Here is a 26,540-nt window from a genome sequence, read left to right on the forward strand (position 1 = left end):
TCCGGATCACATGCACGACGCTTTACGCTCAGGACGGCTCGGGCGCCACCGCGAAGGCGCCTGCGGCGTCGTCCTGGCGCCCCATTTCCTGCGCCTTGGGCACGGCCAGCCAACTGGCCAGCAACATGGCGATCAGGCCGCCACTGAGCTTGCCAATCATCAGCGGCAGGATCAGCGAGGGCTGGAAGTTTGCCGAGAAGGCCATGTGGTCGCCGAAGGTGAAGGCCGCGCACACCGAAAAGGCAATCACCAACACCTTGTCCTTGGGCGGCATCTCGCTGACCAGGCGGAACATGGCGAGGATATTGGCCGAAGCCGCCAGCACACCCGCAGCCCCGACCCCAGACATGCCGAAACGCGATGCCACGCGCTCGATCGGCCGCGCCAGAAAGCGCTTGAGCAAATGCACCATGGGGAATGCCCCGCACAGCATCAGGCCGACGTAGCCGGCAATCTCCAGGGCGCGGAACTGGTCATCGGCATCGGCGATGATCGGCGCGAAGCCCCAACTGCCGAATACATGGCTGAACAGCCCGGTGAAGTACTGCACGATCGACGCCACCAGTACCAGCACCACCGCGATGTACATGAACTGCCCGAGCTTGAGGAACAGGTACACCATCAGTGCCGGGCAGTAACGCAGCGCCGCCGCCAGGGCAATGCAGAACAGGATCAAGGGCATCAGGTTGCGCAGCAGCATCGCCCAGGAAAAATGCAAGGCTTGGGTGGCGGCACCGGTGGTTGCGATATCCGGGCGCACACCCAGGTCCAGTCCCTGCATGGCCATGGCGATGATCATGATACTCAAGGGAATGGCCAGCAGCCCAGCCATGATGCCCAGTGCCATGTACTTGTGATCGACCTTGCGCAGCATGGCCAACCCGACCGGGATGACGAAAATGATCGTCGAACCACTCTGGAACCCGGTGATCAGGCCGAGGATCCAGCCTTCCGGGCTTTGCGCCAGGGCCTTGGCCAACTGGTAGCCGCCCATGTCCGAGGCGATGAAGATAGGCCCCGCGGTGCCAGGGTCGGCGCCCATCAACTGAAACAGCGGCGCGATTACCTGGCTGATGCCGGCTGAAATGTACGGGATCGCGGCCATGATGCCAGCGACCGGGATGAAGATCGGGCCGATGCTGTGCAGCCCGGCGATGAACTCCTGGCCCAGCTCGCCTTCGGGGTTATAGATGGATGCCAATGCACCCAGTACCGCACACACCATGATCACGTAGATGACATAGGTACCGATGCTTTCCATTTGCCGCCTCATTTTTAGAGTTGTGGGGTTGGCAGGTCTGAAAGGTCACAGGGGCATCGTTGTTTTTATGCTGAGCAAGGCGTGCCCCGTCGAGCATTCAAGCTAAGCGGCGGGGGGTGGGCTGTCCATATACCGGGAGGTATATGCCCCTGCAAAAGAGAGTGCCGTGCCCGGTTCGAAATGCTTAATACCCGGTCATTTCCAGGTACCCACGGCCACCGGCACTGCCGCTCAAGCGCACCGGCCCTTCCCAATACGGGAAACGCGTCTGCATCCACGCCTGCGGCTGAACAGCATCGACCTGCACATCCACCCCGTGCTCAGGCACCTGCACCCGCCAGCGGGTCGGCAGCTGCTTGCCATTGCCCTGTGGGGCCCAGGCCAACGGCTGCAAGCGGATCTGTGCCGGCAGCAGCGCTAGCCCCTGGCCCTGCGGGTCGATCCAGGTGCCGGCGCGATACGCCTCCCCGTGCGCTTCGCGCACCTGGAACAGCATCAGCTTGGCGCCGCTGTCCAGGTGCAGCGAGAACCAGTCCCAGCCCGTTTGCCCGGCGGCCAGCGGCTGGCTGCTCCATTCCCGGTCCAGCCAGGCCTGGCCAGTCACCGCGATGCACAGGCCGTCGCGCTCGACCTCGCCGCGCACCCGGTAGAACGGCTGGCTGTAGTAGTAAGAAGCCTGGCCCTTGCCCGACTTTTCGCTGTAGCCCTGCTGGCCGTGCAGCACCAGAGGCCGCTCGCTGCGCAACTGCAGGTCGTAGCGAAAACCTTTGCCAGCGGCCGTCATGCGCAGGTTGTCGATACCGCCCGGCCCCTGCAGCGACCAATCGTCGATCCACGCCCGAAACGGCTGGGCCTGCACACCCGCCTGGCCAATCCCGCCACGGGCCAGGGTCTCAGCTGACCGATGGCCGCCGGGGCCGGTCAACGCGGCGTGGCCCATCCACAGGTTCGGGCTCTGCCAATCGCCGGTCTCCGGGCCGGGGCGCAGGGCCGAGCGGAACAGCGTCCACTGCGCGCCCCAGTCACGCCCTTGGGTGTCTTTGAGGTTGGCGGTGACGTACCACCACTCGATGCGGAAACCATCGTGGGCCGCATGGTCCCGTGGGAATTCCAGGCGATGGCCGCGGGTGACCTGGCTGAACCCGCCTGCCGGCTGGCCGAGGCCGGCATAGCTTTGCGGTGCCGGCTGATCACAGCCGCACAACAGGCTGCAGAGCAACAGCCAGGCTCTACGTTTCATCGGCAAACGGCCTCAACAGTTCGCGCGGCTGACGCCGGGCCAGTTGCCAGAGTGGCCAGGCGCTGGCCAACAGGCTGGTGAGCAGGCCCAGCAGGGCCAGTTGCAGCAACTGGGCGGGAAACAGATGCAGCGGCAAACGCCAGCCGAATGCCTGAACATTCACCACCGCGACCAGGCACCAGGCCAGCAACAGGCCCAACGGCAGCGCCAACAGCACGGTGAGGCTGCTGAGCAGCAGTGCCTGGCCAAGGCTCAGCCACACCAGCTGGGTACGCCGTACCCCCAAGGCCCATAGCGGCGCCAGCTGGCGCAGACGGGACTGGCCCAAGGTCAGCAGGTTGATGAACAGCGCCACACCGGCCACGCCCAGGGTCAGGCTGTTGAGCGCGGCGGTGGCGGCGAAGGTGCGGTTGAATACCTCGGTCGACCAACGCTTCAACTGCGCCTGCTGCACGACCCGGCTGTCGTCGAGGTGAAAGCGCTGTTGCAACGCGGCTTTCAAGGCGGCCCCCTGGGGGTCGAGCAGGTCGACGCTCAAGCCTGTCAACGCAGCATCCGGCCAATGTGCGCGCAGCGATTGGGCATTCACCAGCATTTGGCCCTTGGGGTTGCCATAGTCGGCGTACAGGCCAACGACGAGCAGGCGGCGAGACGGGTCCGTGGGCAGTTTCAGGTGGTCCCCCAGGTGCAAACGCAACCGCCGCGCCAGCTGCTCACTGAGCATCACGGCCTGCCCCTCGGCCAACAGCTGCCAGGCCTGCGGCTGCTGTTCCAGCAACGGCCACCGGCTGTGATAAACGGAGTGGTCGACAATGCCCTGCACCTGGACCGGCCAGCCTTGCACCTGCGTTTCGACGCGCCAGCCAGGCAAAACCACCCGCACGGCAGGTTGCTGCCCCAGCCACTGGGCTATCTGCAGGCCTTGCGCGGTATCGCTTGGGCTCACGTACAGGTCGGCGGACAAGCGCTGGTCCAGCCAGCCGACAAAGGTCTTGCGAAAACCCTCGGTCATGCTGCCCACACCCACGCTGGCAGCCAGCGCCAGCAGCAAGGCCATCAGCGCCAGGCTCAAGGCAGGCAACTGCTGGCGGCTGTCGGCGACGAACCACTGGGCCAACGGCCGCTGACAACGGCGCGCCAACCAGGCCAGCACCCTGTCGAGCCAGGCTGGCAACGCCAATGCCGCCCCCAGCAACAGCGCCGCCAGCATACCGAAGGCGCTGGGCAGGCTGTCACCGAACACCCCGCAAGCTGACGCCAGCACCAGCAACAGGCCCGCTACCCAAGCCTGACGCCTCAGCCACGGCCCCTGTGCCAGGCGCCATGCTTGCGGCTGCGCCAACGCCAGCAAGGGCAAGCGCGCGGCGCGCAGGATGCTGCCCAGCCCGGCCAGCAGTGCACCGAGTACGCTCACCAGCACGCCCCATAACCACCACTGCGCAGGCAGGTTCAGCGTGCCTGCGACCTGCGCGCCATACAGCCCGCGCAGGCTGGCGGCGACATCGGGCAGCAACCAGGCCGCCACCGCGTAGCCACTGGCTACCCCGGCCAGCCCGCCAAGCACTGCGAACAGCCCCAGCTCCAGGCCCAGGGCACACAGCAGGGTAGCCAGGCTGACCCCACAGGCGCGCAGGTTGCGAATCAGCCCGCGCCGCTGTTCCAATGCCAGGCCAATCGCGGCATGGGCGATGAACAGGCCAACGACGAAGGCCAACAGGCCTAGCGCAGTGAGGTTGAGGTGGAAGCTGTCGGTCAGACGCTGCAAACCGCCATCATCTTGCCGGGGTTGCACGACAAGGTCAGCCGCAATGTCGGCAGGCAAAGGCCCCGGACTTGCCGCTACCAGCAGGCGTGACAACTGCCGCGGTGCCTGCAGCAAGGCCTGCGCGTGGCCGATATCGACCACGATCACCCCGGGGGCCAGCTCGGCTTGCACCAGCAACGGTGGCAGCGGTTGCCCATCGCGGTCGTGGGCCACCTGCCCTGCGGTCATGTTCAACAGGCGCAAGGTATCTGGCCCGACCCAGGCCTGCCCGGGCACGCCGATGAACGCCTGCAGGTCGAACGCCTGGGGCTGCACCCCGGCGATACTGCCGGCCGCCGGCAGGCTCAATGGCTCGATGCCGATCAGGCGCACACTGCGCCCGGGCTCGCCTGGCAGGCGCAGGCGCCCCTCCAGCACCGGCGACACCGCCCAACCCAGCCTGCGCAGTTGCACGTACAGCGCCTGGTCAAAGCGTTCGCCGTGGCGTGGCAGCAGTTGCGTCTGCAGCGGCCCGGCCAGTACCGCACTGGCCCTGGCGTAGTCGCTGCGTGCCTGGCTGTTCAAGGCCTGCACCCCGGTCCATAGCGCCGTGGCCAGCCACAGCCCAGTGAAGATGCTGAAAAACTGCACGCGGTGGCGCCGCCAGTGGCTGAGCAAAGCCAACAGGGCCAGCGACAGCAGCCTCATGCGCCCTGCCCGCTGCGCACACGGCCACCCTGCAGGTAGCAACGTTGCTGCAGCCGCGCCGCCAGCCGGGGGCTGTGGGTGACCATCAGCAGGCCGCTGCCAGCCTCGCTGACCAGTTGCAGCAACAGGCTCAGCACTTCGTCGCTGGTGGCTTCGTCAAGGCTGCCGGTGGGTTCGTCAGCCAATAACCAGGCCGGGCGCCCAGCCAATGCGCGGCCGATGGCCACGCGTTGCTGCTGGCCGCCCGACAGTTGTTCAGGGTAACGCCCGAGCAGGTCAGCCAGGCCCAGGCGTTGAGCCAGGTGGGCGCCCCATTCGGGGTCGTGCCGGTTGGCCAGCCGGGCCTGGAATGCCAGGTTGCTGCCCACGTCCAGGCTGCTGATCAAGTTGTACTGCTGGAACACCAGGCCAATCCCCTGTCGCCGCCACAGTGCCAGGGACGCCTCCGAGCGGCTGTCCAGGGCACTGCCGTCAATCAGGATGCGCCCGCTGTCGGCACGGTCCAGGCCGGCCACCAGGTGCAGCAAGGTGCTCTTGCCACTGCCAGACTCGCCCATCAAGGCCAGGCTGCTGCCGCGCGGCAGGCACAGGTCGACGCCCTGCAACACCGGCAACGGCCCTTGGGGGGTGACAAATGATTTGTGCAGGTTTTCGATGGCCAGCATCAGGGATGCCTTGGGGTATCGGGTGACCATCCAGTAATAGCAGGTCACGGACACATAGGAGAGACGCGCCCATCAATGGATCCACAGGCGATTCGATAATCGCACAAATAGCGCTATTCATTGCGTAAATGCAGATTGACCACGCACGCGCATATGGCTCTAATGGATCCATTAAACAAAAACAAAACCTGGAGAGCCTTCATGTACCCGAAAAACACCTGGTACGTTGCCTGCACCCCTGACGAAATTGCCGACAAGCCCTTGGGCCGACAGATCTGCGGCGAAAAAATCGTCTTTTACCGTGGCCAGCAGAACCGTGTAGCCGCTGTCGAGGACTTCTGCCCGCACCGAGGCGCGCCGTTATCCCTCGGCTACGTGGAGGACGGCAATCTGGTCTGCGGCTATCACGGCCTGGTCATGGGCTGCGACGGCAAGACGGTGTCGATGCCTGGCCAGCGGGTTCGCGGCTTTCCGTGCAACAAGGCGTATGCCGTCGTGGAGCGCCATGGCTTCATCTGGGTCTGGCCTGGCGACCAGGCGCAGGCCGACCCAGCGCTTATCCCGCATTTGGAATGGGCAGACAATGAAGAGTGGGCCTACGGCGGAGGGCTGTTCCACATTGGCTGCGACTATCGCCTGATGATCGACAACCTCATGGACCTGACCCACGAAACCTACGTGCATGCCTCCAGCATCGGCCAGAAGGAAATCGACGAAGCCCCGCCCGTCACCACCGTCACCGGCGACGAAGTGGTCACCGCCCGGCACATGGAAAACATCATGGCCCCGCCCTTCTGGCGCATGGCCCTGCGCGGCAACGACCTGGCCGACGATGTGCCGGTGGACCGCTGGCAGATCTGCCGCTTCACCCCACCCAGCCACGTCCTGATCGAAGTGGGTGTGGCGCATGCCGGCAAGGGTGGCTACCACGCTGCAGCGCAGCACAAGGCCGCGAGCATCGTGGTCGACTTCATCACCCCGGAAAGCGACACCTCGATCTGGTACTTCTGGGGCATGGCGCGCAATTTTGCCGCGCACGACCAGAACCTGACCGCCGACATCCGCGAGGGCCAGGGCAAGATTTTCAGCGAAGACCTGGAAATGCTCGAGCGCCAGCAACAAAACCTGCTGGCCAACCCTGGGCGCAACCTGCTGAAGCTGAACATCGATGCCGGTGGCGTGCAATCGCGCAAGGTGCTGGAGCGGATCATCGCCAAAGAGCGTGCAGCACAGCCGCAACTGATCGCCACCAGCGCCACCCCTGCCTGAGGAGCCACCGACATGATCGATGCCATCGTGATATCCCGTAACGATGAAGCGCAGGGTATCTGCAGTTTCGAACTGGCCTCGGCAGATGGCAGCCTGCTGCCTGCATTCAGCGCCGGGGCCCACATTGACGTGCACCTGCCCGATGGCCTGGTGCGCCAGTATTCGCTGTGCAACCACCCGCAAGAGCGCCACCGCTACCTGATCGGCGTACTCCATGACCCGGCTTCGCGGGGCGGCTCACGCAGCCTGCACGAGCAGGTGCAGGTCGGCGCGCGGCTGCAGATCAGTGCGCCGCGCAACCTGTTCCCGCTGGCCGATGGGGCGCGGCGCAGCCTGCTGTTTGCCGGCGGCATCGGCATTACCCCGATCCTGTGCATGGCCGAGCAGTTGGCCCACAGTGGCCACGATTTCGAGCTGCACTACTGCGCCCGCTCCAGTGAGCGTGCCGCATTCGTCGAGCGTATCCGCAACGCGCCCTTTGCCGACCGCTTGTTCGTGCATTTTGACCAGCAGCCGGAAACGGCGCTGGACGCTCGCCAGGTGCTGGGCAACCCGCAAGCTGACGTGCACCTGTATGTGTGCGGGCCGGGCGGGTTCATGCAGCATGTGCTGGGCAGCGCCAGGGAGCTGGGCTGGCAGGAGGCCAACCTGCACCGCGAGTATTTCGCAGCCGCACCCGTGGACGCCAGCAACGACGGCAGCTTCTCGGTACAGGTCAACAGCACCGGCCAAGTGTTCGAGGTGCCAGCCGACCAGACCGTGGTACAGGTACTGGAGCAAAACGGCATCGAGATCGCCATGTCGTGCGAGCAAGGTATTTGCGGCACGTGCCTGACCCGCGTACTGCAGGGCACGCCAGACCACCGCGACCTGTTCCTGACCGAAGAGGAACAAGCCCTCAACGATCAGTTCATGCCTTGCTGCTCGCGCGCGAAAACACCGTTACTGGTGCTGGATATCTGAAGCGGCCAGCGCGCTGGGGAGGATCACCTGCATGCCGGTGCCCGAGGCGTTTGCGCCGAAGGTTTCGGCATAGCGCAAGGTTGCATTGGCATGCTCGCGCATGATCGCTTCGGCGCGGGCACCCTGGCGGTTGACCAGGGCATCGAACACGGCATGGTGCTGCATGTGGGCGAAGTTGAAGCGCCGGTATTCACGGGCCAGGTCGTGGCGGTCTACCGCCAGCGCCGTGACCGAGGCGAATGGCAGGTGGTCGTTGCGCGCCAGCGCCACGGTAATGGCCGGGTTGTGGCTGGCTTCGATGATCACTTGGTGAAAGCGCATGTTCAGATCGTGGTAGGCCTGCAGGTCTTCTTCGGTCACGAAGCCCTTGTCGAACAGCTGGTCGCCCTCTATCAGGCACTGCTGCAGTGCCGCACGGGCTGGCGCGGCCAAGCCGCGCTCGGCAGCCTGGCGGGCGGCAAGGCCTTCGAGCACACCGCGCACCTCGACTGCACCGGCAATGTCATCGGCACTCACCGAACGCACTTGAAAGCCCCGGCCGCCGAAGCGGACCAGCAGGCCTTCCTGTTCGAGCGTGCGAAAGGCCATGCGCACCGGCATGCGTGAAACGCCGAACAGTTCGGCAGTGGGAACTTCCATCAGGCGCTCGCCGGCCGCCAGCTCGCCTGAGGCGATCATCTTGCGCAACGCGACCAGCACCATTTGACCGGGCTTGCTCATCCAGGCAACTTCCAGGGAAACGAGCCGGCATCTTAGCGCAAGCCGGGCTCGAGTAGTCAGTGGCTCAGCGCATCGCTGACCGCCACTGGGGCCGGCCTGGGTGCGCGCAGCAGTAGCAGGCACCCCGCCGCCAGCACGAACACACTGGCAAACACCCCATACAAGTGCAGCGGCTGCCAGCCGCCATCGAGTAGCACACCCGCCACGGTGGGCGACACAATGGCGCCCATACGGCCGATGCCGATGCCCCACCCCACGCCGGTGGCGCGCACCGATGCGTCGTAGACCACCGGCGACAAGGCATACAAGCCGGCCACGCAGCCGTTGGCGAACAGCCCGATCAACAGGCCCAGGGCCAATGCCGCGCTAGCCGAGGCGCCGTTGGCCACGAACAGCACCAGCAGCGCCGCAGTGGTCAGCATGAACAGCCCCAGCACGCGGGTAAGCGGCCAGCGCGAGGCCAGCCCGCCGATCAGCGCCGCGCCGAGGATGCCGCCCACGCTCAACAGAACACCGCCCGTAATGCCTTGCTGCGCGGACAGCCCGGCAGCCACCAGCAGCTTCGGGGTCCAGCTCATGACGAAGTAGAAACCGAACATGACCAGGAAGAACAGCAGCCAGATCACCAGCGTGGTCCGGCGCATGGCCGGCGCCAACAGTTGCCGGAAACCGCTGGCCCTGCCCGGCACCCTGGCCGCAAGCGCTGGCAGCTGCGCCAGTGCCGGGTGGCCTAGCCTTACCGCCAAGCGATTGACCCGCACCAAGGCGTTGGCTGGCCGGCGTGCCAGCAGAAAGTCCAGCGACTCCGGCAACCACAACCAGACCAGCGGTAACACGCAGACGGTGACGATGCCGCCGAACAGAAACACCGACCGCCAACCCCACTGCCCCAGCAGCCACACCGCCAGCAAACCGCCCAGGGTTGCCCCCAGGGCATAGCCGGTGGACTGCAGGCTGACCGCCAGGCCGCGCCAGCGTTTGCTGGCATATTCGCTGGCAATGACGTTGCTGCTGGCCAGGATGCCGCCAATGCCCAGGCCCGTCAGCCCACGCAACAGGGCCAGTTGCATCGGGCTCTGGCTCAACGCCGAGAGCAGCATGCCGACCCCCGACAGCACCAGGCATAGCAGGATCAGCGGACGCCGCCCGAAACGGTCAGCCCAGGGTGCGATGAACAGCGAGCCCGCCGCCATGCCGAACAGGCCGGCACTGAGCAGCAAGCCCACCTGCGCCCCGTTGAGGTTCCACTCGGCAGACACCGAGGCAGCGGTAAAGGCCATGACCAGCACGTCGAAGCCGTCGATCATGTTGAGCAGGATGCATATGCCGATGGCCAGGCACTGAAAGCGCCCCATCGGGTCGTTGTCCAGGCGCTGCTTGAGGTCGGTATTCATAGCGCCACCTGCCGCTTTGCAGGTGGCACATCGGCAACGCACGCGCAGGCAAAGCGCAAGGAACCCTGACGGTTCCATACCCTGGAAAAGCCATTCATGACTGAACCCTTCTTGTAGTTGTCGGCGCATCAGGCTGGAGGGCTCCAGCCGATGTCAGGCGCTAATCAAACAAATAATGGATCCACAAACAATCCATGGGGCTAACGCAAGCACGGCGCAGACCGATAATGACAGTCAGATCAGCCAAAAATAAAAAAATTAAGTCTTAATTATCAATACTTTACATATTCGTGATTACCGTTAATTCGCGTTCGTTTATCGAACAGATTCAGTGCATGGATCCATATAGATCACGGCATTACCGCATAGGCCTGTCATCGCACCCGGCGCCATGAACAAATCTTCATATAGCGCCCCAGCGCCCTGACCATGCGGCGCACAGCGCAAGCCAGGCTACCGCCAGCCACCACCCGGCTTGAGGCTGCCGGGTGGGTTGCGTAGCATCCCCCGCCCGTTCGCGCGCCTGCACATCGGCGCGAAACCCGCACAAAAGAGCCCAGAATGCCGCAACCTATCCCCCTCAAGGACCACGAAAAGGAAAAGCACCTGGTCAACCGCCGGCTTCTGGCCTGCGCCGCCCTGGTCTTCAGCCTGTGTGCCGTGCTGGTGGGTCGGCTCTATGTGCTGCAGGTGCTGCAGCACGACCAGCAGAGCGCCGTGTCGGAAAACAACCGCGTGCATGTGCTGCCCATAGCCCCTGAGCGCGGGCTTATCTACGACCGCAACGGCGTGGTGCTGGCCGACAACAAGCCCAGCTTCGACCTGACCATCACCCGCGAGCGGACCGGCGGCAATTCGGCCAAGGTGCTCGACACCCTGACCCAGGTGCTGGGGCTGAACGAGGACGACCGCAAGCAGTTCGACAAGGACCTGCGCCGGGGCCGCAAGCCGTTCGAGCCGATCACCCTGATAGTGGGGCTGAGCGAAGAGCAGATCGCCCTGGTGGCGGTCAACCAGTTCCGCCTGCCGGGCCTGGAGGTCGAACCACAGTTCATCCGCGAGTACCCGCTGGGCGCGCATTTCGCCCATTCGGTTGGCTACGTGGGGCGCATCAACGAGAAGGAGGCCAAAGTACTCGACAGCACCGAATACCGGGGCACCCAGTCGATTGGCAAGACCGGCATCGAGCGCTTCTACGAAAGCCAGCTGCATGGCCATGTGGGCTATGAGGAAGTCGAGACCAACGCCCAGGGCCGGGTGATGCGCGTGCTCAACCACAAGGCCCCGACACCCGGGCAGGACATCGTGCTGACACTGGACGCCCGCCTGCAAGTCGCTGCCGAAAAGGCCCTGGGCGACCGCCGTGGCTCGGTGGTGGTGCTGGACCCGGCCAATGGTGACGTGCTGGCCATGGTCAGCAACCCCAGCTTCGACCCCAACCTGTTCGTCAAGGGCATCAGCTTCAAGCAGTACGCACAATTACGCGATTCGATCGACCGCCCACTGTTCAACCGCGTGCTGCGCGGCCTGTACGCGCCCGGCTCGACGGTGAAGCCGGAAGTGGCGATCGCCGGCCTCGACAGCGGCGTGATCACCCCCGGCAGCCGGGTGTTCGACCCGGGCTACTACGAGCTGCCCAACTACGCCCACAAATACCGCAACTGGAACCGCAGCGGTGACGGCTGGGTAGACATGTACACAGCCATCATGCGCTCCAACGACACCTACTTCTACGACCTGGCGCACAAACTGGGCATCGATCGCCTGCACGACTACATGGCGGAGTTCGGCCTGGGCCAGAAGGTGTCGCTGGACATGTTCGAAGAGGCCGCTGGCCTGATGCCTTCGGCCCAATGGAAACGGGCCACCCGGCGCCAGGCCTGGTTCCCTGGCGAAACACTGATCCTTGGCATCGGCCAGGGCTACATGCAGGTCACCCCGTTGCAGCTGGCCCAGGCCACCAGCCTGCTGGCCAGCAAGGGCGTGTGGCACCGCCCGCACCTGGCCATGACCGTAGGCGGCGATGCACCGGTCGACCCCCACCCGATGCCCGACATCGTGCTGCATGACAAGCACGCCTGGGACCAGGTCAGCCAGGGCATGCAGATGGTCATGCACGACCCGCGGGGAATCGCCCGTGCGGCCGCGGCCGGCGCGCAGTACCGGATTGCCGGCAAAAGCGGCACCGCACAGGTGGTGGCGATCAAGCAGGGTGAACGCTACAACCGTGACAAGACACTGGAACGGCACCGCGACAATGCCCTGTTCGTCGGCTTTGCCCCGGCTGACCACCCCGCCTTGGTGGTGGCGGTGATGATCGAGAACGGCGAAGCCGGTGGCCGGGTGGCGGGGCCTGTGGTGCGTGAAGTGATGGACGCCTACCTGCTGGACGAACAGGGGCACCTGAAGCCCGAGTATGCGGGTGCCGTGCCACCGCGCACTACGCCGCATACCTGATGCTGCGCGGGCCTGCCGGCTGAGCGGGCCCGTGCGTCAAGCCCAGAGCAGCCCCGTGCCCTCAGTGCTGCCCACCGGTACGAGGCATCAGCTCGTAGGGGTGCTTCCACCCTGGCATGGCTTGGATGCGTGCCTTCCATGCCTCGATGTGGGTGAACTCGGCCAACGCCATACCGGTGTCCTCCGGCATGAACACATACCCCGCCAGCGACAGGTCGGCGATGGTCAACCGCCCGCCCACCATGAACGGGGCCTTCGCCAGATGGGCATCGACAATGCGGTACGCGGCGGTGGCACGCTCGCGCAAGAACTGCGTTACGTCAGTTTCGCCCGTGTTCTTCAGGCAGAACAGGAAACGCAGCGCCGCGTAATAGCTGGTGAACTTATGGTTGTCGAACAGCATCCAGCGCCAGATTTCGCGCTTTTCGTCCGCGTCGCGGGGGCCGAATTGCCCGGTCTGCTGCGCAAGGTACTCCAGAATCAGCGCAGACTGGGTCAAGGACTTGCCAGCGTGCTCCAGCACCGGCACCTCACCCTGTTCATTGACCTCATCGCGCCAGGCTTGCTCGCGGGTCTGGCCGTTGAAGAAATCGACGAACACGGGCTGCCAGTTCTGGCCAGTCAATTGCAGCATCAGCGCGGCCTTGTAGGCGTTGCCGGATTCGGCGAAGCAATGCAGCTTGTAGTCAGGCATGGGCGAACCTCGCGGGGGCTGTGATGAGCGAATGGCAGAGCAGACCACGCGCACCGCGAGGCGGTCAATGCCCGGTACCACCTGCGGGCATGCATTCTGCCAACGAACAACGGAACTACTTTCACACTGATGCTTTCTTAACCTCTGAGTGGTTTATTCCTTGGGCTTCACCCTTCTGGAGAACACGACATGCGCCACCTACTCATCGCCCCTGCGCTGCTGCTCCTGCTGCCTGCCGGTGCCGCACTGGCCCGCGTCGATGCGGGCGACGTCGCCACCTCGGCCGGTGTTTCCGCTTCGCTGTATTCCACCTTCAAAGATGACAAACGGATCATTCCTGCCCGCGACGAGCTTTCGGCGTTCGTTGCCAGTGGGGGTGCGATTCGCGGCGCTTATGTCGAAGCCGCACTGGAACAGGCCCGCAAGGACCACCCAGGGCTCCAGGCCGACGACGAAGAGCTGGCCAGGGCCATTCTGTCGCAGGATGACCGCATCGCTGATCGTTGAATCAGACTTGCACCCGGCTCTGCGTGAATCTACCCACGCAGGGGCCGGTGCAGGTTCGGCTCACCCCCAACCATCCATACGCATGGTCGCCCTGGCCAGGCGTTGCTCCTCCTGTTCGATCTCCCGCAAACTGTCGCGAATGCCATTGATGTGCTCGCGCGCCGCGCGCTGGGCCTGTTCCGGCAACTGCTCCATCACCGCGTGATACAGGCGTGCATGCTGGCGATCGATCTGGCGTTTCTGCGCCGGCCGGCAGTACAGGTTGTTGACCGACGCAAACACTGTGTTCAGGGTCAGATCGCTCAGCGATTGCAGGGTATGTACCAGCACGGGGTTGTGCGAGGCCTCGCTGATCGCCCGATGGAACGCATGATCGCGGTGGGCGTGCTCACGGGCATCAATGGCCTCGACGGCCTGATGCGCGGCCAGCATCTCCTCATAGCGGCGGCGGATCAGCAAGCGGTCCACGTCGGTGGCGCGCAACGCTGCCAGCCGGGCAGATTCGGCCTCGAGCAAGGCGCGCACTTCCAGCAAGTCAAACAATGTGCGCGGCTGTGAGCTGAACAGATGCATCAACGGCGTGTAGCCCGCGTGCCCGGTGAGGTCGGCGACAAAGGAGCCGCGGCCGTGCTCGGTGTCGATGATGCCGCGCCCGCGCAGCACCCGCAGCCCCTCACGCAGTGCAGAGCGCGAACACCCCAGCTTCTCGACCAGCCGCCGCTCCGAAGGTAATGCCTCGCCCACCTTGAGCACGCCTTCGACAATCAGCCGCTCGACCCGCCCGGCCACCTGGTCGGCCACCTTCGCCCTGCCCTCGTTCGCCATAGCGCACCCTCCTGCTGGTAGGACCACTTGCACACCCGCCTGCAATCTAGCCAAGCCAGGCCACCAACGGCCAGTACCCAGCGGAAAAACTGGTAGGACCAGTGGCGAGCCCACTCGACCCAGACTAGCACCGCGCGCAGGCTGCAAGCGTGACCGCTTTGCCAACAACAATAAAAACCGTTGCCGGTGAGCCAATGACCATTCTCTACGACGAACGCGTCGATGGTGCGCTGCCCAGCAGTGACCGCGAGGCGCTGTTGCAGGCATTGCAGGCTGCCCTGCCCGACCTGCACGTTTTGCACCGCGAAGAAGACCTCAAGCCCTACGAGTGCGACGGTCTGTCAGCCTACCGCACCGTACCGTTGCTGGTCGTTCTGCCCGAACGCCTGGAACAGGTGCAGGCGCTGCTCAAGCTGTGCCATCAACGCGGCGTACCGGTAGTGGCGCGCGGCGCCGGTACCGGCCTGTCCGGTGGCGCCCTGCCGTTGGCCAAGGGCATTCTGCTGGTCATGGCGCGCTTCAACCGCATCCTGGAGGTCAACCCGCAGGGTCGCTTCGCCCGGGTGCAGCCCGGGGTACGCAACCTGGCCATTTCCCAGGCTGCAGCCCCCCATGGCCTGTACTACGCACCTGACCCCTCTTCGCAAATAGCCTGCTCCATCGGCGGCAACGTGGCTGAAAACGCCGGCGGCGTGCACTGTTTGAAGTACGGCCTGACCGTGCACAACCTGCTCAAGGTCGAAATACTCACCGTCGAGGGTGACCGCCTGACCCTTGGCAGCGATGCCCTCGACTGCCCTGGCTTCGACCTGCTGGCGTTGTTCACCGGCTCCGAAGGCATGCTCGGCATCGTCACCGAAGTGACCGTCAAGCTGCTGCCCAAGCCGCAAGTCGCACGGGTACTGCTGGCGAGCTTCGACAGTGTCGAGGATGCCGGCCGCGCCGTGGCCCAGATCATTGCTGCCGGGATCATCCCCGGCGGCCTGGAGATGATGGACAACCTGGCGATCCGCGCCGCCGAGGACTTCATCCACGCCGGCTACCCGGTGGAGGCGGCGGCCATCCTGCTGTGCGAGCTGGACGGTGTCGAGGCCGATGTGCACGCTGACTGCGAACGGGTCGCGGCCGTGCTGGCGCAAGCCGGCGCCCGCGACGTGCGGCTGGCCTGCGACGAGGCCGAGCGGGTGCGTTTCTGGGCCGGGCGCAAGAATGCCTTCCCGGCCGTGGGGCGCATTTCACCCGACTACTACTGCATGGACGGCACCATCCCACGCCGCGAGCTGCCGCGCGTGCTGAAAGGCATCAGCGACTTGTCCAGCGAATACGGCCTGCGCGTGGCCAATGTGTTCCATGCCGGCGACGGCAACATGCACCCGCTGATCCTGTTCGATGCCAACCTGCCGGGCGAACTGGAGCGCGCCGAGGCCATCGGCGGCAAGATTCTCGAACTGTGCGTGGCCGTGGGCGGCAGCATCACGGGTGAACACGGGGTCGGCCGGGAAAAGATCAACCAGATGTGCGCACAGTTCAACAGCGACGAAATCACCTTGTTCCATGCGGTCAAGGCTGCGTTCGACCCACAAGGCCTGCTCAACCCCGGCAAGAACATCCCCACCTTGCACCGCTGCGCCGAATTCGGCGCGTTGCACGTGCACCACGGGCAACTGCCTTTTCCCGAGCTGGAGCGTTTCTGATGAGCATGGACCACGACGACAGCCAGGCCCTGCTCGAACAGGTAAACCAGGCGCTGAACCAAGGGACGGCACTGCGCATTCAGGGTAGCGGCAGCAAGGCCATGCTCGGCAACCCGGTGGTGGCTGAGGTGCTGGACACTCGCCGCCACCGGGGCATCGTCAGCTATGACCCGACCGAACTGGTGCTGACCGCCCGCGCTGGCACGCCGCTGCGCGAAATCGAGGCGGCGCTGCACCAGGCCGGCCAGATGCTACCGTGCGAACCGCCCCACCTGGGGCCTGATGCGACGTTGGGCGGCATGGTCGCGGCCGGGTTGTCCGGCCCCAGGCGGCCCTGGGCGGGGTCGGTGCGCGATTACGTGCTGGGTACACGCGTGATTACCGGCCACGGCAAGCTGCTGCGCTTTGGCGGCGAGGTCATGAAGAATGTCGCTGGCTACGATGTGTCGCGCCTGATGGCGGGCAGCTTCGGTTGCCTGGGCTTATTGACCGAGGTTTCGCTGAAGGTGCTGCCACGCCCGCGCCAGTGCCTCAGCCTGCGGCTGCCGATGGGCCGCCACGAGGCGTTGGCCGAACTGGCCGAATGGGGCCAGCAGCCGCTGCCGATCAGTGCCGCCTGCCACCACGGCGATGCCCTGTACCTGCGCCTGGAAGGCGGCGAGGGTTCGGTGCAATCGGCGCGCCTGCGGCTGGGCGGTGAGGCGCTGGACAGCCGGTTCTGGAACGACCTGCGCGAACAGCGCATGGCCTTTTTCAACGGCCCCGCCCCGCTGTGGCGGCTGTCCGTACCCACTGCCTGCGGCGAGCTGGCATTGCCCGGCGAGCAATTGATCGACTGGGGCGGTGCCCAGCGCTGGCTCAAGTCTGACGCAGAGGCGCACAACATTCGCGAGGCGGTTGCCAGGGTGGGCGGCCACGCGACCGCCTACACCCCCGGTGCGGCCAGCAGCCCGCCACTGCCCGCTGCGCTGATGCGCTACCACCAGGCGCTCAAGCAACAGCTCGACCCCCAGGGGGTATTCAACCCCGGCCGCCTGTACCCGGACCTGTGAGGCCAGACCATGCAAACCAACCTCAGCGAAAGCGCCCGCCGCCTGCCCCGCGCCGACGAAGCCGAAAGCATCCTGCGCGCCTGTGTGCACTGTGGTTTCTGCACCGCCACCTGCCCCACCTACCAGTTGCTGGGTGACGAACTGGATGGCCCGCGCGGCCGCATTTACCTGATCAAGCAGATGCTCGAAGGCGAGCCGGTCAGCGCCAGCACCCAACTGCACCTGGACCGTTGCCTGAGCTGCCGTAACTGCGAGTCCACCTGCCCGTCCGGGGTGCGCTACCACGACCTGCTGGACATTGGCCGCACCGTGGCCGAGCAGCAGGTGCCGCGACCACTCGGCCAGCGCCTGCTGCGCCAGGGCCTGCGCGCGGTGGTCCCGCGCCCGGCACTGTTCAAGGCGCTGACCCGCAGCGGCCAGGCCCTCCGAGCGCTGCTACCGGCCACGCTCAAGGGCAAGCTGCCGGCATCGGTGACACCGCCCGGCGAGCGCCCGGCGCCGCGCCATGCACGCCGGTTACTGATGCTCGAAGGCTGCGTGCAGGCGGCGTTCTCGCCCAATACCAACGCCGCTGCCACGCGCCTGCTCGACCGGCTGGGGATCAGTGTGCAGCCGATCCGCCAGGCCGGCTGCTGTGGCGCCGTGGACTACCACCTCAAGCCCAGGCGCAGGGCCTGCAGCGTGCAAGGCGCAACATCGACGCCTGGTGGCCCGCCATCGAGGCGGGTGCCGAAGCCATCGTGCAAACGGCCAGTGGCTGCGGCGCGTTCGTGCGCGACTACGGCCACCTGCTGGCACAAGACCGCCAGTACGCAGCCAAGGCGGCGCGCGTCAGCGCGCTGGCCCGCGACCTGGTGGAGGTGCTGGCTGCCGAGCCCGTCGAGCAGTTAGGCCTGTGCGCTGAACAGCGCCTGGCCTTTCACTGCCCATGCACCCTGCAACATGCCCTGAAACTGGGCGGGGCGGTGGAGGCATTGCTGACCCGCCTGGGCTTCACCCTGACCGCCGTGCCCGATGGCCACCTGTGTTGCGGGTCGGCGGGCACCTATTCGCTGACCCAGCCGGACCTGGCCCTGCAACTGCGCGACAACCGCCTGAACGCGCTGGAAAGCGGCAAGCCGCACATCATCGCCACGGCCAACATCGGCTGCCAGACCCACCTCGCCGGCGCAGGGCGCACCCCCGTCAGGCACTGGGTGGAAATCGTCGAAGCCGCCTTGCGGCCGGAGAACGCCCATGCATAGCAAACCCGTGATCGGCCTGGCCGAGGTTACCCGTGTACTTGAGGCTGCGCGCCAGCATGCCTTGGCCGAACAGTGGCCTGTGACCATCGTGGTGGTCGACGACGGCGGGCACCCTCTGGCCCTGCAGCGTCTGGATGGCTGTGCGCCAGCCAGTGCCTACATTGCCATGGAAAAGGCCCGCACCTCGGCGCTGGGGCGCAAGGAAACCCGGGACTACGAAGACATGGTCAATCGCGGGCGTACCGCGTTCGTCACCGCACCGCTGCTGACCTGCCTGGAGGGCGGTGTACCGCTGCAGGTGCAGGGCCAGGTGGTGGGTGCCATTGGCGTATCGGGGGTCAAGCCCGACCAGGACGCTCAAGTGGCCAAGGCGGGCGCAGCAGCGTTGTGAAGGCTGCACAGAGGGTTGCCACTCGGGCAGACTCAGAATTCCCCTACAAAATGTTCGGACGCGTCTTACTTGCCGCCTCAGCGTTGAGAAAACAAGATCGGCGCAGCATGACCAGCCAGGGGAAACGCCGCATGCACCCGTACGCACGCTCCATTGCCAAACTGCGCAGCAGCCTGCGCGAAATGCTCGCCCATGACATCAGCAACCCTGATGACGACCCTCACCTGTCGGGTGTGATGTTCTTCTGCGCTACAGACGAACAGACCCGTTTGCTGATCGAGCGCATCGAGCTGCTGGCCAGCGAGGTGCTTTTCGACCCGAACGGGCGCGCCATTGCCGAGCACATGCGCGCGGCGGCAATCGACGGCGTATGCATCAAACGCAACCGCAAGGCAGCCACAGACGAAACCCAGATACGCATTGCGCTGGCGGGCAAAGGCTACATCACCATCAGCACCGCCCGGCTCTGACAGCCGTAGCGCAAGGCTCGCGGCCCGGCGCACACGGCGCAGCCAATCCGCTATCCTGTGGGCACCCCCGCTCCGGACCGTTCCATGGAACTGCACATTCGCCTGGATGGCCGCAAAGGCCTCACCGACCAGCTTTACCAGCAACTGCGCGCTGGCATCGACAGTGGCCACCTGGCAGCTGGCACCCAGCTGCCACCCACCCGTCTGCTGGCCGAACAACTGGGTGTGTCGCGCAAGACGGTAGCCGAAGCCTACTCACGCCTGACCTACGACAACCTGCTCAGCGGTGTGGTGGGCCGTGGTACATTCGTCACGCCGCGCCAGCCGCTGCGCAGCAGCGGACCTGGCGCCATCACCCTGGCCGCCAGTGCATCGCTCGAACGCTGGCAAGCGCGCGCCACGGTGCTCAGCCAACGCCAGGCGCAGGCGCCTTCACGCTACGATTTCATCGGCGGCGTATCGAGCAAGGCCCAATTCCCCTTCGACCAGTGGCGCAGTTGCCTGAACTACGCCCTGCGGCGCAGCCAGCGCCACCCCGAACGGCACTTTACGGCCCAGGGTTTGCCTGAACTACGCCAGGCCATCGCCCACCACATCGCCTACACCCGTGGCGTGCACTGCAGCGCAGCCGACCTGCTCGTGTGCAACGGCGCCCAGCAGGCCCTGGACCTGATCGCCCGCGTGCTGGTCGAGCCAGGTTGCCAGGTGGCCATGGAAGACCCCGGTTACCCACCGGCACGGCAGCTGTTCCTGGCCCTGGGCGCGCATCTGCAGTCGGTACCGGTCGACGACCAAGGCCTGTGCGTCGAGCACATCGCCGACGGCACCCGGCTGATCTACGTCACGCCATCGCACCAGTTCCCGCTGGGCATGCCGATGAGCGAGGCGCGCCGGCACGCGCTGCTGGCGCGGGCTGCGCAGCTGGGGGCGCTGATCATCGAAGACGACTACGACTGTGAATTCCGCTACCAGGGGCCCGCTGCGGATGCCTTGCAGCGCCTGGACCGACAGGGGCTGGTGGCCTACGTGGGCACGTTTTCCAAGACCCTTTTGCCTGAGCTGCGCCTGGGCTACGCCGTGCTGCCGCCTGCCGTACTGCAGGCGGCCTGCGTGGCCAAGCACCTCAGTGACTGGCACAGCCCGAGCTTGCTGCAGTGGGCCTTGGCGCGTTTCCTTGCCGAGGGCCACCTGCACAAGCACATTCGCCGTTGCCATGAGGTGTACAGCGCGCGCCGCGAACGCATTCTGGCGCGCCTGCAGGGCGACCTGGCCCCTTGGTTCAGCGCGGTTCCGGCCAGCGCCGGCTTTCATCTGAGCGCGCTGGCCAGACCAGGGGTCGACGTGGAATTGCTGGCCAACCTGGCGCGCAAGGTCGAGGTCGGCCTGTACCCACTGGCGCCATTCTTCAGCGAAGCGCCTGTGCGGCAGGGCTTGCTGATGGGTTTCGGTGCCATTGAACTGCTGGATATCGACCCCGCACTGGATCGCGTGCGCGACACCCTGCAGCACCTCAACTGACCGGTGCCGCCTTGCCGGTTGCCGGGCGGGCGATGGCGGCCGAGTAACCGCGCGGGTTGAAAAACGCGGTGACCCACAGCATGGCCAGCACGGTGACCGTCAACAGTGTCCACGACGCCTGGAAGTCACCACTGACATCCCGCAGCCAACCGGTGATGTAGGGCACGATCCCGGTAATGATGAAGCCGATGCCCTGCACAAATGCCGCCAGGCTGCCCGCCTCGGCTGGCGTTTGCAAATGCTCCAGGGTCAGCGTAAGGCACTGGCTGAAGCATGCGCCCAGGCCGAAACCGATCAGCGCCACCCACAGCCCCGGGGCCACGGTGGGGGCCAGTAACAGGCCGAGAAAGCCGACCAGCTGGATTGCCAGCGCCAGCCACAAACCGGGGCGCCGGTCAGCATAGCGCCGCAGCAACAGCGGCAAACCGAGCGCGCCGGCCACCTGGAAAATGGTCATCAGGCCCACCAGGTCGGCGCCACCCTGGGCGCTGCCGCCGTGCTCGGTGTGGTAGGCCGGCAACCACGCCACCATGCTGGTGTAACCGCCATTGATCAAGCCGAAGTACAGGGCCAGCAACCAGGCCCGGCGCGTGCCGAACCAGTGCCCACCGGATGCCCCTGCCAGCTTCGCTGTGCCATGGCGTGGCCGCAGCACGGCCCAGGCCAGCAACGCCAGCACGGCCGGCACCGCCCACAGGCCCAGGCCGGCCTGCCAGTGGCCGAAGTGCGCACTGATGTGCGGGCCCAGCACTGCCGCCAGGCCACCGCCACTCATCAGCGCCGCCGAATACAGGCCCATGGCCGCCGCCAGGCGGCGGGGGAACCAGCGGTTCACCAGCCCCGGCATCATGCCCTGTACCACCGCTACGCCCAGGCCAGCGACCACCGCACTGGCGATCAATGCCCAGGCACTGTCCAGTTGCAGGCGCCACAGGCAAGCCATGGCAATCGCCGCCAGGCCGCCCAGCATACCGCCGTGCTCGCTGAGCCAGCGCCGCAGCCACGGCTGCAGCAACGGCACCAGGCCCATGCAGAGCACCGGCAAAGCGGTCAGCAGGGCGGCCTGCTGGTAGCCCAGCCCGGTAGTGGCGCGCATGGGCTCGAGCAAGGGGCCGATACTGGTCAGGATGGGCCGCAGGTTCAGGGCCAACAAAATCACCAGCAACAGGTTCAGCGCAGGTCTCATGGTCGTTCGTTTCTCTTCGTGCAAGATCAACCATTATCCCGGCTTGGCTGGCTGCGCAGAAATGAAGAGATTGGATGCCTGTCAGTGGCCAGCTGAATGGACATTGGCCTCCTGCGCAAGCGTGCAATTGGCTATCGGGGTGGCCAATCAACGGCGCTACAGTAGCGCCATCACCCCCCACATCCGCATTGGAGACAGCCATGCACAACCGTATCGAATGGGCCAAGCACGCGCCCGAAGCCTACAAAGCCATGGTCGGCCTGGAACAGGCGCTGGCCAGGTGCGGCCTGGAAAACTCGCTGCTGGAACTGGTGCGCCTGCGCGCCTCGCAGATCAACGGCTGCGCCTATTGCGTCAACCTGCATGCCAACGATGCGCGCAAGGCCGGTGAGACCGAGGCACGCCTGCAAACACTGTGCGTGTGGCAGGAAACGGCGTACTTCACCCCGCGTGAACGGGCAGCACTGGCCTGGCTCGAGAGCCTTACCCGCCTGCCTGAACGGGGTGCGCCGCAGGGCGAATACGAAGCCCTGCTGCAGCACTTCGAGCCGGCCGAAGTGGTCAACCTGACCTTGGCCATCGCCACCATCAATGCCTGGAACCGCTTCGGGGTGGGCTTCGCCATGGTGCCGGCGGGCTGAGTGTTGGCGCGGTGGCACCCGCGCAAGGGTCTGCACTGGCCAAGATCAGCGCCCGGCCAACCGCGCGCGGTAGCTACCGGGGCTCTGCCCGGTCCATTTCTTGAACGCCCGGTGGAACGCGCTGGGCTCCTGAAAGCCGGCCTGCTCGGCGATCTCGGCAATGCTCAGCACGCCTTCGCGCAAGCGCTCGAAAGCCATCGCCCGGCGTACCTCGTCCTTGATCTGCTGGTAGGAGCGCCCCTCGCGCTCCAACTGCCGGCGGAAGGTGCTGGCACTGATACCCTGCTGCTGTGCCAGCGATGCCAACGTGGGCCACTGCCCATAGCCACGCGCCCGTAAATGCCGGTACACCTCGGCCACCAGGCCGTTCTGGTTGCGAAAGCGAATGACCAGCCCCTGCGGCGCGCTGCGCAGGAAGGTTTTCAGCGCCGCCACGTCCTGGACCACCGGCCGGCGCAGGCAGGCACTGTCGAACTCCACCTCGGTACGCCCGCTGCCCAGGCGCAGGTCCGGCCCCCACAACAGCAGGTCATCCTCCTGGGCTGGGCGTGCCACTGCCAGTTCGGTCCGGTCAATCGCCACCCTGCGCCCGCCCAGCCAACACAGCAGGCCGACCATCAGCACCAGGTAGGTTTCCTCGGCGTATACCCGGGTCAACGGGTCGGCGATGCTCGACTGCACGCTGATCAGCGCCCGGCTACCGCGCACGGTCAGGCTGCCGCGCAGATCGTGCAGGAACAGGCCAAAGCCTGCCAGGCACTGGCGTAGAGCCTTTTCCAGGTTGGGTTCCAGGATCAGGCCCCGACAGATCAGGGCGAAACTGCCCAACGGCATGCCATGGCTGTCGAGGCGGAAGAACTCATCGTCCAGGCGCCGGATCATTGCCAGCCACAGCTCGGCGAAGGCCCGGGCCGGCACCCGCGCCTGCGGCTGGTCGAGCAGGTGCGGGTCGATGCCCACCGCACGCAAATGCGCGTCACGCTCGGCGGGGCAATCGCGCAGGGCATGCAGCATGGCGTTGAGGAAGTACACGGCGACCGAATCGCTATCGCGCATGGCGGTGTTCGCTGTCTATGCTGAGTGGCAAAAAGTGCCAGGTTGTTTGAACAGTTCCGGCATAGGCTGCAACAGAGCCTTTGCCTAGACTCGGACCCACTTCGGGACCTCGCCGGCCATTCTCGCAGAGCCTGGCCCAGTCCCGCCATGCCTATGCAATCGGAGCCTCTATGAGCAGCGCAGAAATCTACGTCGTCAGTGCCGTCCGTTCAGCCATCGGTGGCTTCGGCGGCTCCCTCAAGGACCTGCCGCTGGCCGACCTGGCCAGCGCCATCACCCGCGCCGCCATTGAGCGCTCGGGGCTGGCCGCCGAACAGATCGGCCACGTGGTAATGGGCACGGTGATCCCTACCGAACCCCGTGATGCCTACCTGGCGCGGGTTGCGGCCATGAACGCTGGCATCCCCAAGGAAACTCCGGCGTTCAATGTCAACCGCCTGTGTGGCTCGGGCCTGCAGGCCATTGTTTCGGCGGCTCAAGGTCTGCTGCTGGGCGACACCGATGTGGCCATTGCCGCTGGCGCCGAGTCCATGAGCCGCGGTCCTTACCTGCTGCCACAGGCACGCTGGGGCGCGCGCATGGGTGACCTGCAAGGCATCGACTACACCGTCGGGGTACTGCACGACCCCTTCCAGCACTTCCACATGGGCATCACCGCCGAGAACGTCTCGGCCAGCCAGGGCATTACCCGCGAAATGCAGGACGAGCTGGCCCTGACCAGCCAGCGCCGGGCCGCTCGCGCCATTGCCGAGGGCCGCTTCACCAGCCAGATCGTGCCGCTGGAACTCAAAACCCGCAAAGGCAGCGTGCAGTTCAGTGTCGATGAACATGTGCGCGGTGAGGTCACCGCCGAGCAACTGGCCGGCATGAAGCCGGTGTTCAAGAAAGACGGCACCGTGACTGCCGGTAACGCCAGTGGCATCAACGACGGCGCCGCTGGCCTGGTGCTGGCCAGCGGTGACGCGGTGCGGCGCCTGGGCCTCAAGCCACTGGCCCGGCTGGTGGGCTACGCACATGCCGGGGTGGAACCCGAGTTGATGGGCCTGGGGCCGATCCCCGCCACCCGCAAGGTGCTGGAGAAGACCGGCCTGAAGGTGCAGGACCTGGATGTGATCGAGTCCAACGAAGCCTTCGCCGCCCAGGCTTGCGCGGTGGCCCGCGAACTGGGCTTCGACCCGGAAAAGGTCAACCCCAACGGTTCGGGCATTTCCCTGGGCCACCCGGTGGGTGCCACCGGCGCGATCATCGCCACCAAGGCCATCCATGAATTGCAGCGCATTCAAGGGCGCTACGCCCTGGCCACCATGTGCATTGGTGGCGGCCAAGGCATCGCCGTGGTCTTCGAGCGGGTTTGAGGAAACTGAAAGATGAACATTGAACAGATCGCCGTGATCGGCGCCGGCACCATGGGCAACGGCATCGCCCAAGTGTGTGCGGTGGCAGGCTACCAGGTGCTGCTGGTGGACGTGGCCGACGCCGCCCTGGAGCGCGGGGTGGCAACGCTGGGCAAGAACCTCGAGCGCCAGGTCAGCAAAGGGACCCTCGCCGCCGAGCAGGCAGCGGCAGCCAAAACCCGGATCCGCACCAGCACCGACTACGGCCAGCTGGCCACGATGCAGATGGTGATCGAAGCGGCCACCGAGAACCTGCAGCTCAAGCAACGCATCCTGCAGCAGGTGGCAGGCAACGTCGCCGCCGATTGCCTGATCGCGACCAATACCTCGTCGCTGTCGGTGACCCAGTTGGCCGCCAGCATCGACCACCCCGAGCGCTTCATTGGCGTGCACTTTTTCAACCCGGTGCCGATGATGGCGCTGGTCGAGATCATTCGTGGCCTGCAGACCAGCGAAAGTACCTACGCCCAGGCATTGCTGGTGACAGAGAAGCTGGGCAAGACCCCGATCGCTGCTGGCAACCGGCCGGGCTTCGTGGTCAATCGCATCCTGGTGCCGATGATCAACGAAGCGATATTCGTACGCCAGGAAGGCCTGGCCAGCGCCGAGGACATCGATACCGGCATGCGCCTTGGCTGCAACCAGCCGATCGGCCCACTGGCACTGGCCGACCTGATCGGCCTGGACACCTTGCTGGCGATCATGGAGGCCTTCCATGAGGGCTTCAACGACAGCAAGTACCGCCCTGCCCCGCTGCTCAAGGAAATGGTGGCGGCCGGCTGGCTGGGGCGCAAGAGCGGCCGCGGCTTCTTCACCTACTGAGGCCCAGGCGCCATGCCCCCGATCAATGCCGCGATGCGTTGTGCCAATTTCGAAGAGCGACGTGAACAGGCCATGGCGCTGTTTGCCGAAAAAGGCTTTGGCCAGGTCAGCATGCGCGAATTGGCCGCGCATGTCGGGCTGACGGCCGGCTCGCTGTACCACCACTTTCCCAGCAAGCAGGACCTGTTGTTCGACTTGATCGAGGAACTGTACGAGGAGTTGCAGGCCCTGCTGGACCAGGGGCGGCGGGCCATGGCCCGCGGCGCTTCAGCCTTGAATTGCCTGATCGCGGCGCATTGGCAGTTGCATGCCGAACGGCCGCTGCAGTTTCGTTTGGCTGAGCGTGATTTCTGTTGCCTGAGCGAGGCCCAGCAGGCACGCCTGACGCAGTTGCGCGGGCGTTATGAGGCCGGGCTGTTGCGGCTGATCGCACCGCAGGCGAAGCTGCAGGGGCCAGCCTTGGTGGCCACGGCGCAGGTGGTTGCAACGCTGCTGAACCGATTGCCCGGCGCGCTGCAGGCATTGCCTGAAGCGCAAGCGCTGGTATTGATGGAGAGCATGTTGCTGGGTGGGCTGGAGCGGACCTTGCGTTGATCAGCACCGGCCCGTCAGCGCGCGCCGGTGA

Annotated in this window: 23 protein-coding genes and 1 pseudogene; 14 read left to right on the forward strand and 10 right to left on the reverse strand. The window is 65.6% G+C overall.

Annotated features, from left to right (window positions below):
* Positions 1-28: 28 nt before the first annotated feature.
* From eutH to EGJ22_RS02640, 4 genes are all read right to left on the reverse strand, one after another.
* The gene (gene eutH, locus EGJ22_RS02625) at positions 29-1,261 is read right to left on the reverse strand and encodes an ethanolamine utilization protein EutH (protein ID WP_029887056.1); all 1,233 of its coding nucleotides are present in this window, start codon (positions 1,259-1,261) and stop codon (positions 29-31) included.
* 184 nt (positions 1,262-1,445) lie between these two features.
* On the reverse strand, positions 1,446-2,501 hold the full coding sequence (locus tag EGJ22_RS02630; RefSeq protein ID WP_029887055.1) for a lipocalin-like domain-containing protein: 1,056 nt from the start codon (positions 2,499-2,501) through the stop codon (positions 1,446-1,448).
* Entirely contained in the window at positions 2,491-4,953 is a 2,463-nt protein-coding gene (locus EGJ22_RS02635) for an FtsX-like permease family protein (RefSeq protein ID WP_029887054.1), read from the reverse strand. The genes EGJ22_RS02630 and EGJ22_RS02635 overlap by 11 nt, the downstream gene beginning before the upstream one ends.
* Complete coding sequence (locus EGJ22_RS02640; protein ID WP_029887053.1) at positions 4,950-5,618, reverse strand: ABC transporter ATP-binding protein; 669 nt, start codon at positions 5,616-5,618, stop codon at positions 4,950-4,952. Before EGJ22_RS02640 ends, EGJ22_RS02635 begins: the two co-directional genes overlap by 4 nt.
* Before the next feature lie 201 nt (positions 5,619-5,819).
* On the opposite strand from EGJ22_RS02640, the gene EGJ22_RS02645 reads away from it, so the two are divergent.
* Positions 5,820-6,887: an aromatic ring-hydroxylating dioxygenase subunit alpha gene (locus EGJ22_RS02645; protein WP_029887052.1), complete on the forward strand. Its 1,068-nt coding sequence runs from the start codon at positions 5,820-5,822 to the stop codon at positions 6,885-6,887.
* Positions 6,888-6,899: 12 nt separating this feature from the next.
* On the forward strand, positions 6,900-7,850 hold the full coding sequence (locus EGJ22_RS02650; RefSeq protein WP_029887051.1) for a PDR/VanB family oxidoreductase: 951 nt from the start codon (positions 6,900-6,902) through the stop codon (positions 7,848-7,850).
* Here EGJ22_RS02650 and EGJ22_RS02655 read toward each other — a convergent pair.
* Together EGJ22_RS02655 and EGJ22_RS02660 are read right to left on the reverse strand one after the other, a co-directional pair.
* Complete coding sequence (locus EGJ22_RS02655) at positions 7,830-8,570, reverse strand: GntR family transcriptional regulator (protein ID WP_009686503.1); 741 nt, start codon at positions 8,568-8,570, stop codon at positions 7,830-7,832. The genes EGJ22_RS02650 and EGJ22_RS02655 overlap by 21 nt on opposite strands.
* A gap of 56 nt (positions 8,571-8,626) precedes the next feature.
* Entirely contained in the window at positions 8,627-9,964 is a 1,338-nt protein-coding gene (locus EGJ22_RS02660; RefSeq protein WP_029887050.1) for an MFS transporter, read from the reverse strand.
* A gap of 561 nt (positions 9,965-10,525) precedes the next feature.
* On the opposite strand from EGJ22_RS02660, the gene mrdA reads away from it, so the two are divergent.
* The gene (mrdA, locus tag EGJ22_RS02665) at positions 10,526-12,421 is read left to right on the forward strand and encodes a penicillin-binding protein 2 (protein ID WP_125920115.1); all 1,896 of its coding nucleotides are present in this window, start codon (positions 10,526-10,528) and stop codon (positions 12,419-12,421) included.
* A 61-nt stretch (positions 12,422-12,482) separates the two neighbouring features.
* Here the strand turns inward: mrdA and EGJ22_RS02670 are convergent, their stop codons facing one another.
* Complete coding sequence (locus tag EGJ22_RS02670; protein WP_009686498.1) at positions 12,483-13,115, reverse strand: glutathione S-transferase family protein; 633 nt, start codon at positions 13,113-13,115, stop codon at positions 12,483-12,485.
* Positions 13,116-13,304: 189 nt separating this feature from the next.
* Between EGJ22_RS02670 and EGJ22_RS02675 the strand changes: the two genes are divergently transcribed.
* Positions 13,305-13,622 carry a DUF2388 domain-containing protein gene (locus tag EGJ22_RS02675; protein ID WP_009686497.1) on the forward strand — a complete coding sequence of 106 codons (318 nt, stop codon included), beginning with the start codon at positions 13,305-13,307 and terminating at the stop codon, positions 13,620-13,622.
* 60 nt (positions 13,623-13,682) lie between these two features.
* Here EGJ22_RS02675 and glcC read toward each other — a convergent pair whose 3' ends face one another.
* A complete protein-coding gene (gene glcC, locus EGJ22_RS02680) occupies positions 13,683-14,447 on the reverse strand; it encodes a transcriptional regulator GlcC (protein ID WP_029887048.1) in 765 nt (254 codons plus the stop codon).
* A 194-nt stretch (positions 14,448-14,641) separates the two neighbouring features.
* Between glcC and glcD the strand changes: the two genes are divergently transcribed.
* The 6 genes and pseudogenes from glcD (at position 14,642) to EGJ22_RS02710 (ending at position 20,816) form a co-directional block, all read left to right on the forward strand.
* A complete protein-coding gene (gene glcD / locus EGJ22_RS02685) occupies positions 14,642-16,141 on the forward strand; it encodes a glycolate oxidase subunit GlcD (protein WP_029887047.1) in 1,500 nt (499 codons plus the stop codon).
* Positions 16,141-17,193 (forward strand): glycolate oxidase subunit GlcE, encoded by a 1,053-nt coding sequence (gene glcE, locus EGJ22_RS02690; protein WP_029887046.1) that lies wholly within the window; start codon positions 16,141-16,143, stop codon positions 17,191-17,193. The genes glcD and glcE overlap by 1 nt, the downstream gene beginning before the upstream one ends.
* Positions 17,194-17,202: 9 nt before the next feature.
* Positions 17,203-18,437: pseudogene (glcF, locus tag EGJ22_RS02695) on the forward strand (glycolate oxidase subunit GlcF).
* Positions 18,430-18,828: a heme-binding protein gene (locus EGJ22_RS02700; protein ID WP_029887045.1), complete on the forward strand. Its 399-nt coding sequence runs from the start codon at positions 18,430-18,432 to the stop codon at positions 18,826-18,828. The pseudogene glcF and the gene EGJ22_RS02700 overlap by 8 nt, the downstream one beginning before the upstream one ends.
* Positions 18,829-18,959: 131 nt before the next feature.
* A complete protein-coding gene (locus tag EGJ22_RS02705) occupies positions 18,960-19,298 on the forward strand; it encodes a hypothetical protein (protein ID WP_029887044.1) in 339 nt (112 codons plus the stop codon).
* Positions 19,299-19,382: 84 nt separating this feature from the next.
* On the forward strand, positions 19,383-20,816 hold the full coding sequence (locus EGJ22_RS02710; RefSeq protein ID WP_029887043.1) for a PLP-dependent aminotransferase family protein: 1,434 nt from the start codon (positions 19,383-19,385) through the stop codon (positions 20,814-20,816).
* Here EGJ22_RS02710 and EGJ22_RS02715 read toward each other — a convergent pair.
* Positions 20,809-22,002, reverse strand: a complete 1,194-nt coding sequence (locus EGJ22_RS02715; protein ID WP_029887042.1) for a CynX/NimT family MFS transporter — start codon at positions 22,000-22,002, stop codon at positions 20,809-20,811. The two genes, EGJ22_RS02710 and EGJ22_RS02715, sit on opposite strands and share 8 nt — an antisense overlap.
* A 200-nt stretch (positions 22,003-22,202) precedes the next feature.
* On the opposite strand from EGJ22_RS02715, the gene EGJ22_RS02720 reads away from it, so the two are divergent.
* Positions 22,203-22,643 (forward strand): carboxymuconolactone decarboxylase family protein, encoded by a 441-nt coding sequence (locus EGJ22_RS02720; protein ID WP_029887041.1) that lies wholly within the window; start codon positions 22,203-22,205, stop codon positions 22,641-22,643.
* A 45-nt stretch (positions 22,644-22,688) separates the two neighbouring features.
* Here the strand turns inward: EGJ22_RS02720 and EGJ22_RS02725 are convergent, their stop codons facing one another.
* Positions 22,689-23,699 (reverse strand): AraC family transcriptional regulator, encoded by a 1,011-nt coding sequence (locus tag EGJ22_RS02725; RefSeq protein WP_009686485.1) that lies wholly within the window; start codon positions 23,697-23,699, stop codon positions 22,689-22,691.
* Between the two features lie 170 nt (positions 23,700-23,869).
* Between EGJ22_RS02725 and EGJ22_RS02730 the strand changes: the two genes are divergently transcribed.
* From EGJ22_RS02730 to EGJ22_RS02740, 3 genes are read left to right on the forward strand one after another with little or no spacing between them, the layout of a single operon-like run.
* Positions 23,870-25,054 (forward strand): acetyl-CoA C-acyltransferase family protein, encoded by a 1,185-nt coding sequence (locus EGJ22_RS02730; protein WP_029887040.1) that lies wholly within the window; start codon positions 23,870-23,872, stop codon positions 25,052-25,054.
* Between the two features lie 12 nt (positions 25,055-25,066).
* On the forward strand, positions 25,067-25,915 hold the full coding sequence (locus EGJ22_RS02735) for a 3-hydroxybutyryl-CoA dehydrogenase (RefSeq protein WP_029887039.1): 849 nt from the start codon (positions 25,067-25,069) through the stop codon (positions 25,913-25,915).
* A gap of 12 nt (positions 25,916-25,927) precedes the next feature.
* Complete coding sequence (locus EGJ22_RS02740) at positions 25,928-26,509, forward strand: TetR/AcrR family transcriptional regulator (RefSeq protein ID WP_009686482.1); 582 nt, start codon at positions 25,928-25,930, stop codon at positions 26,507-26,509.
* Positions 26,510-26,540: the final 31 nt, after the last annotated feature.

Source organism: Pseudomonas sp. p99-361 (genome assembly GCF_003935475.1).
Classification (GTDB): Bacteria; Pseudomonadota; Gammaproteobacteria; order Pseudomonadales; family Pseudomonadaceae; genus Aquipseudomonas; species Aquipseudomonas juntendi.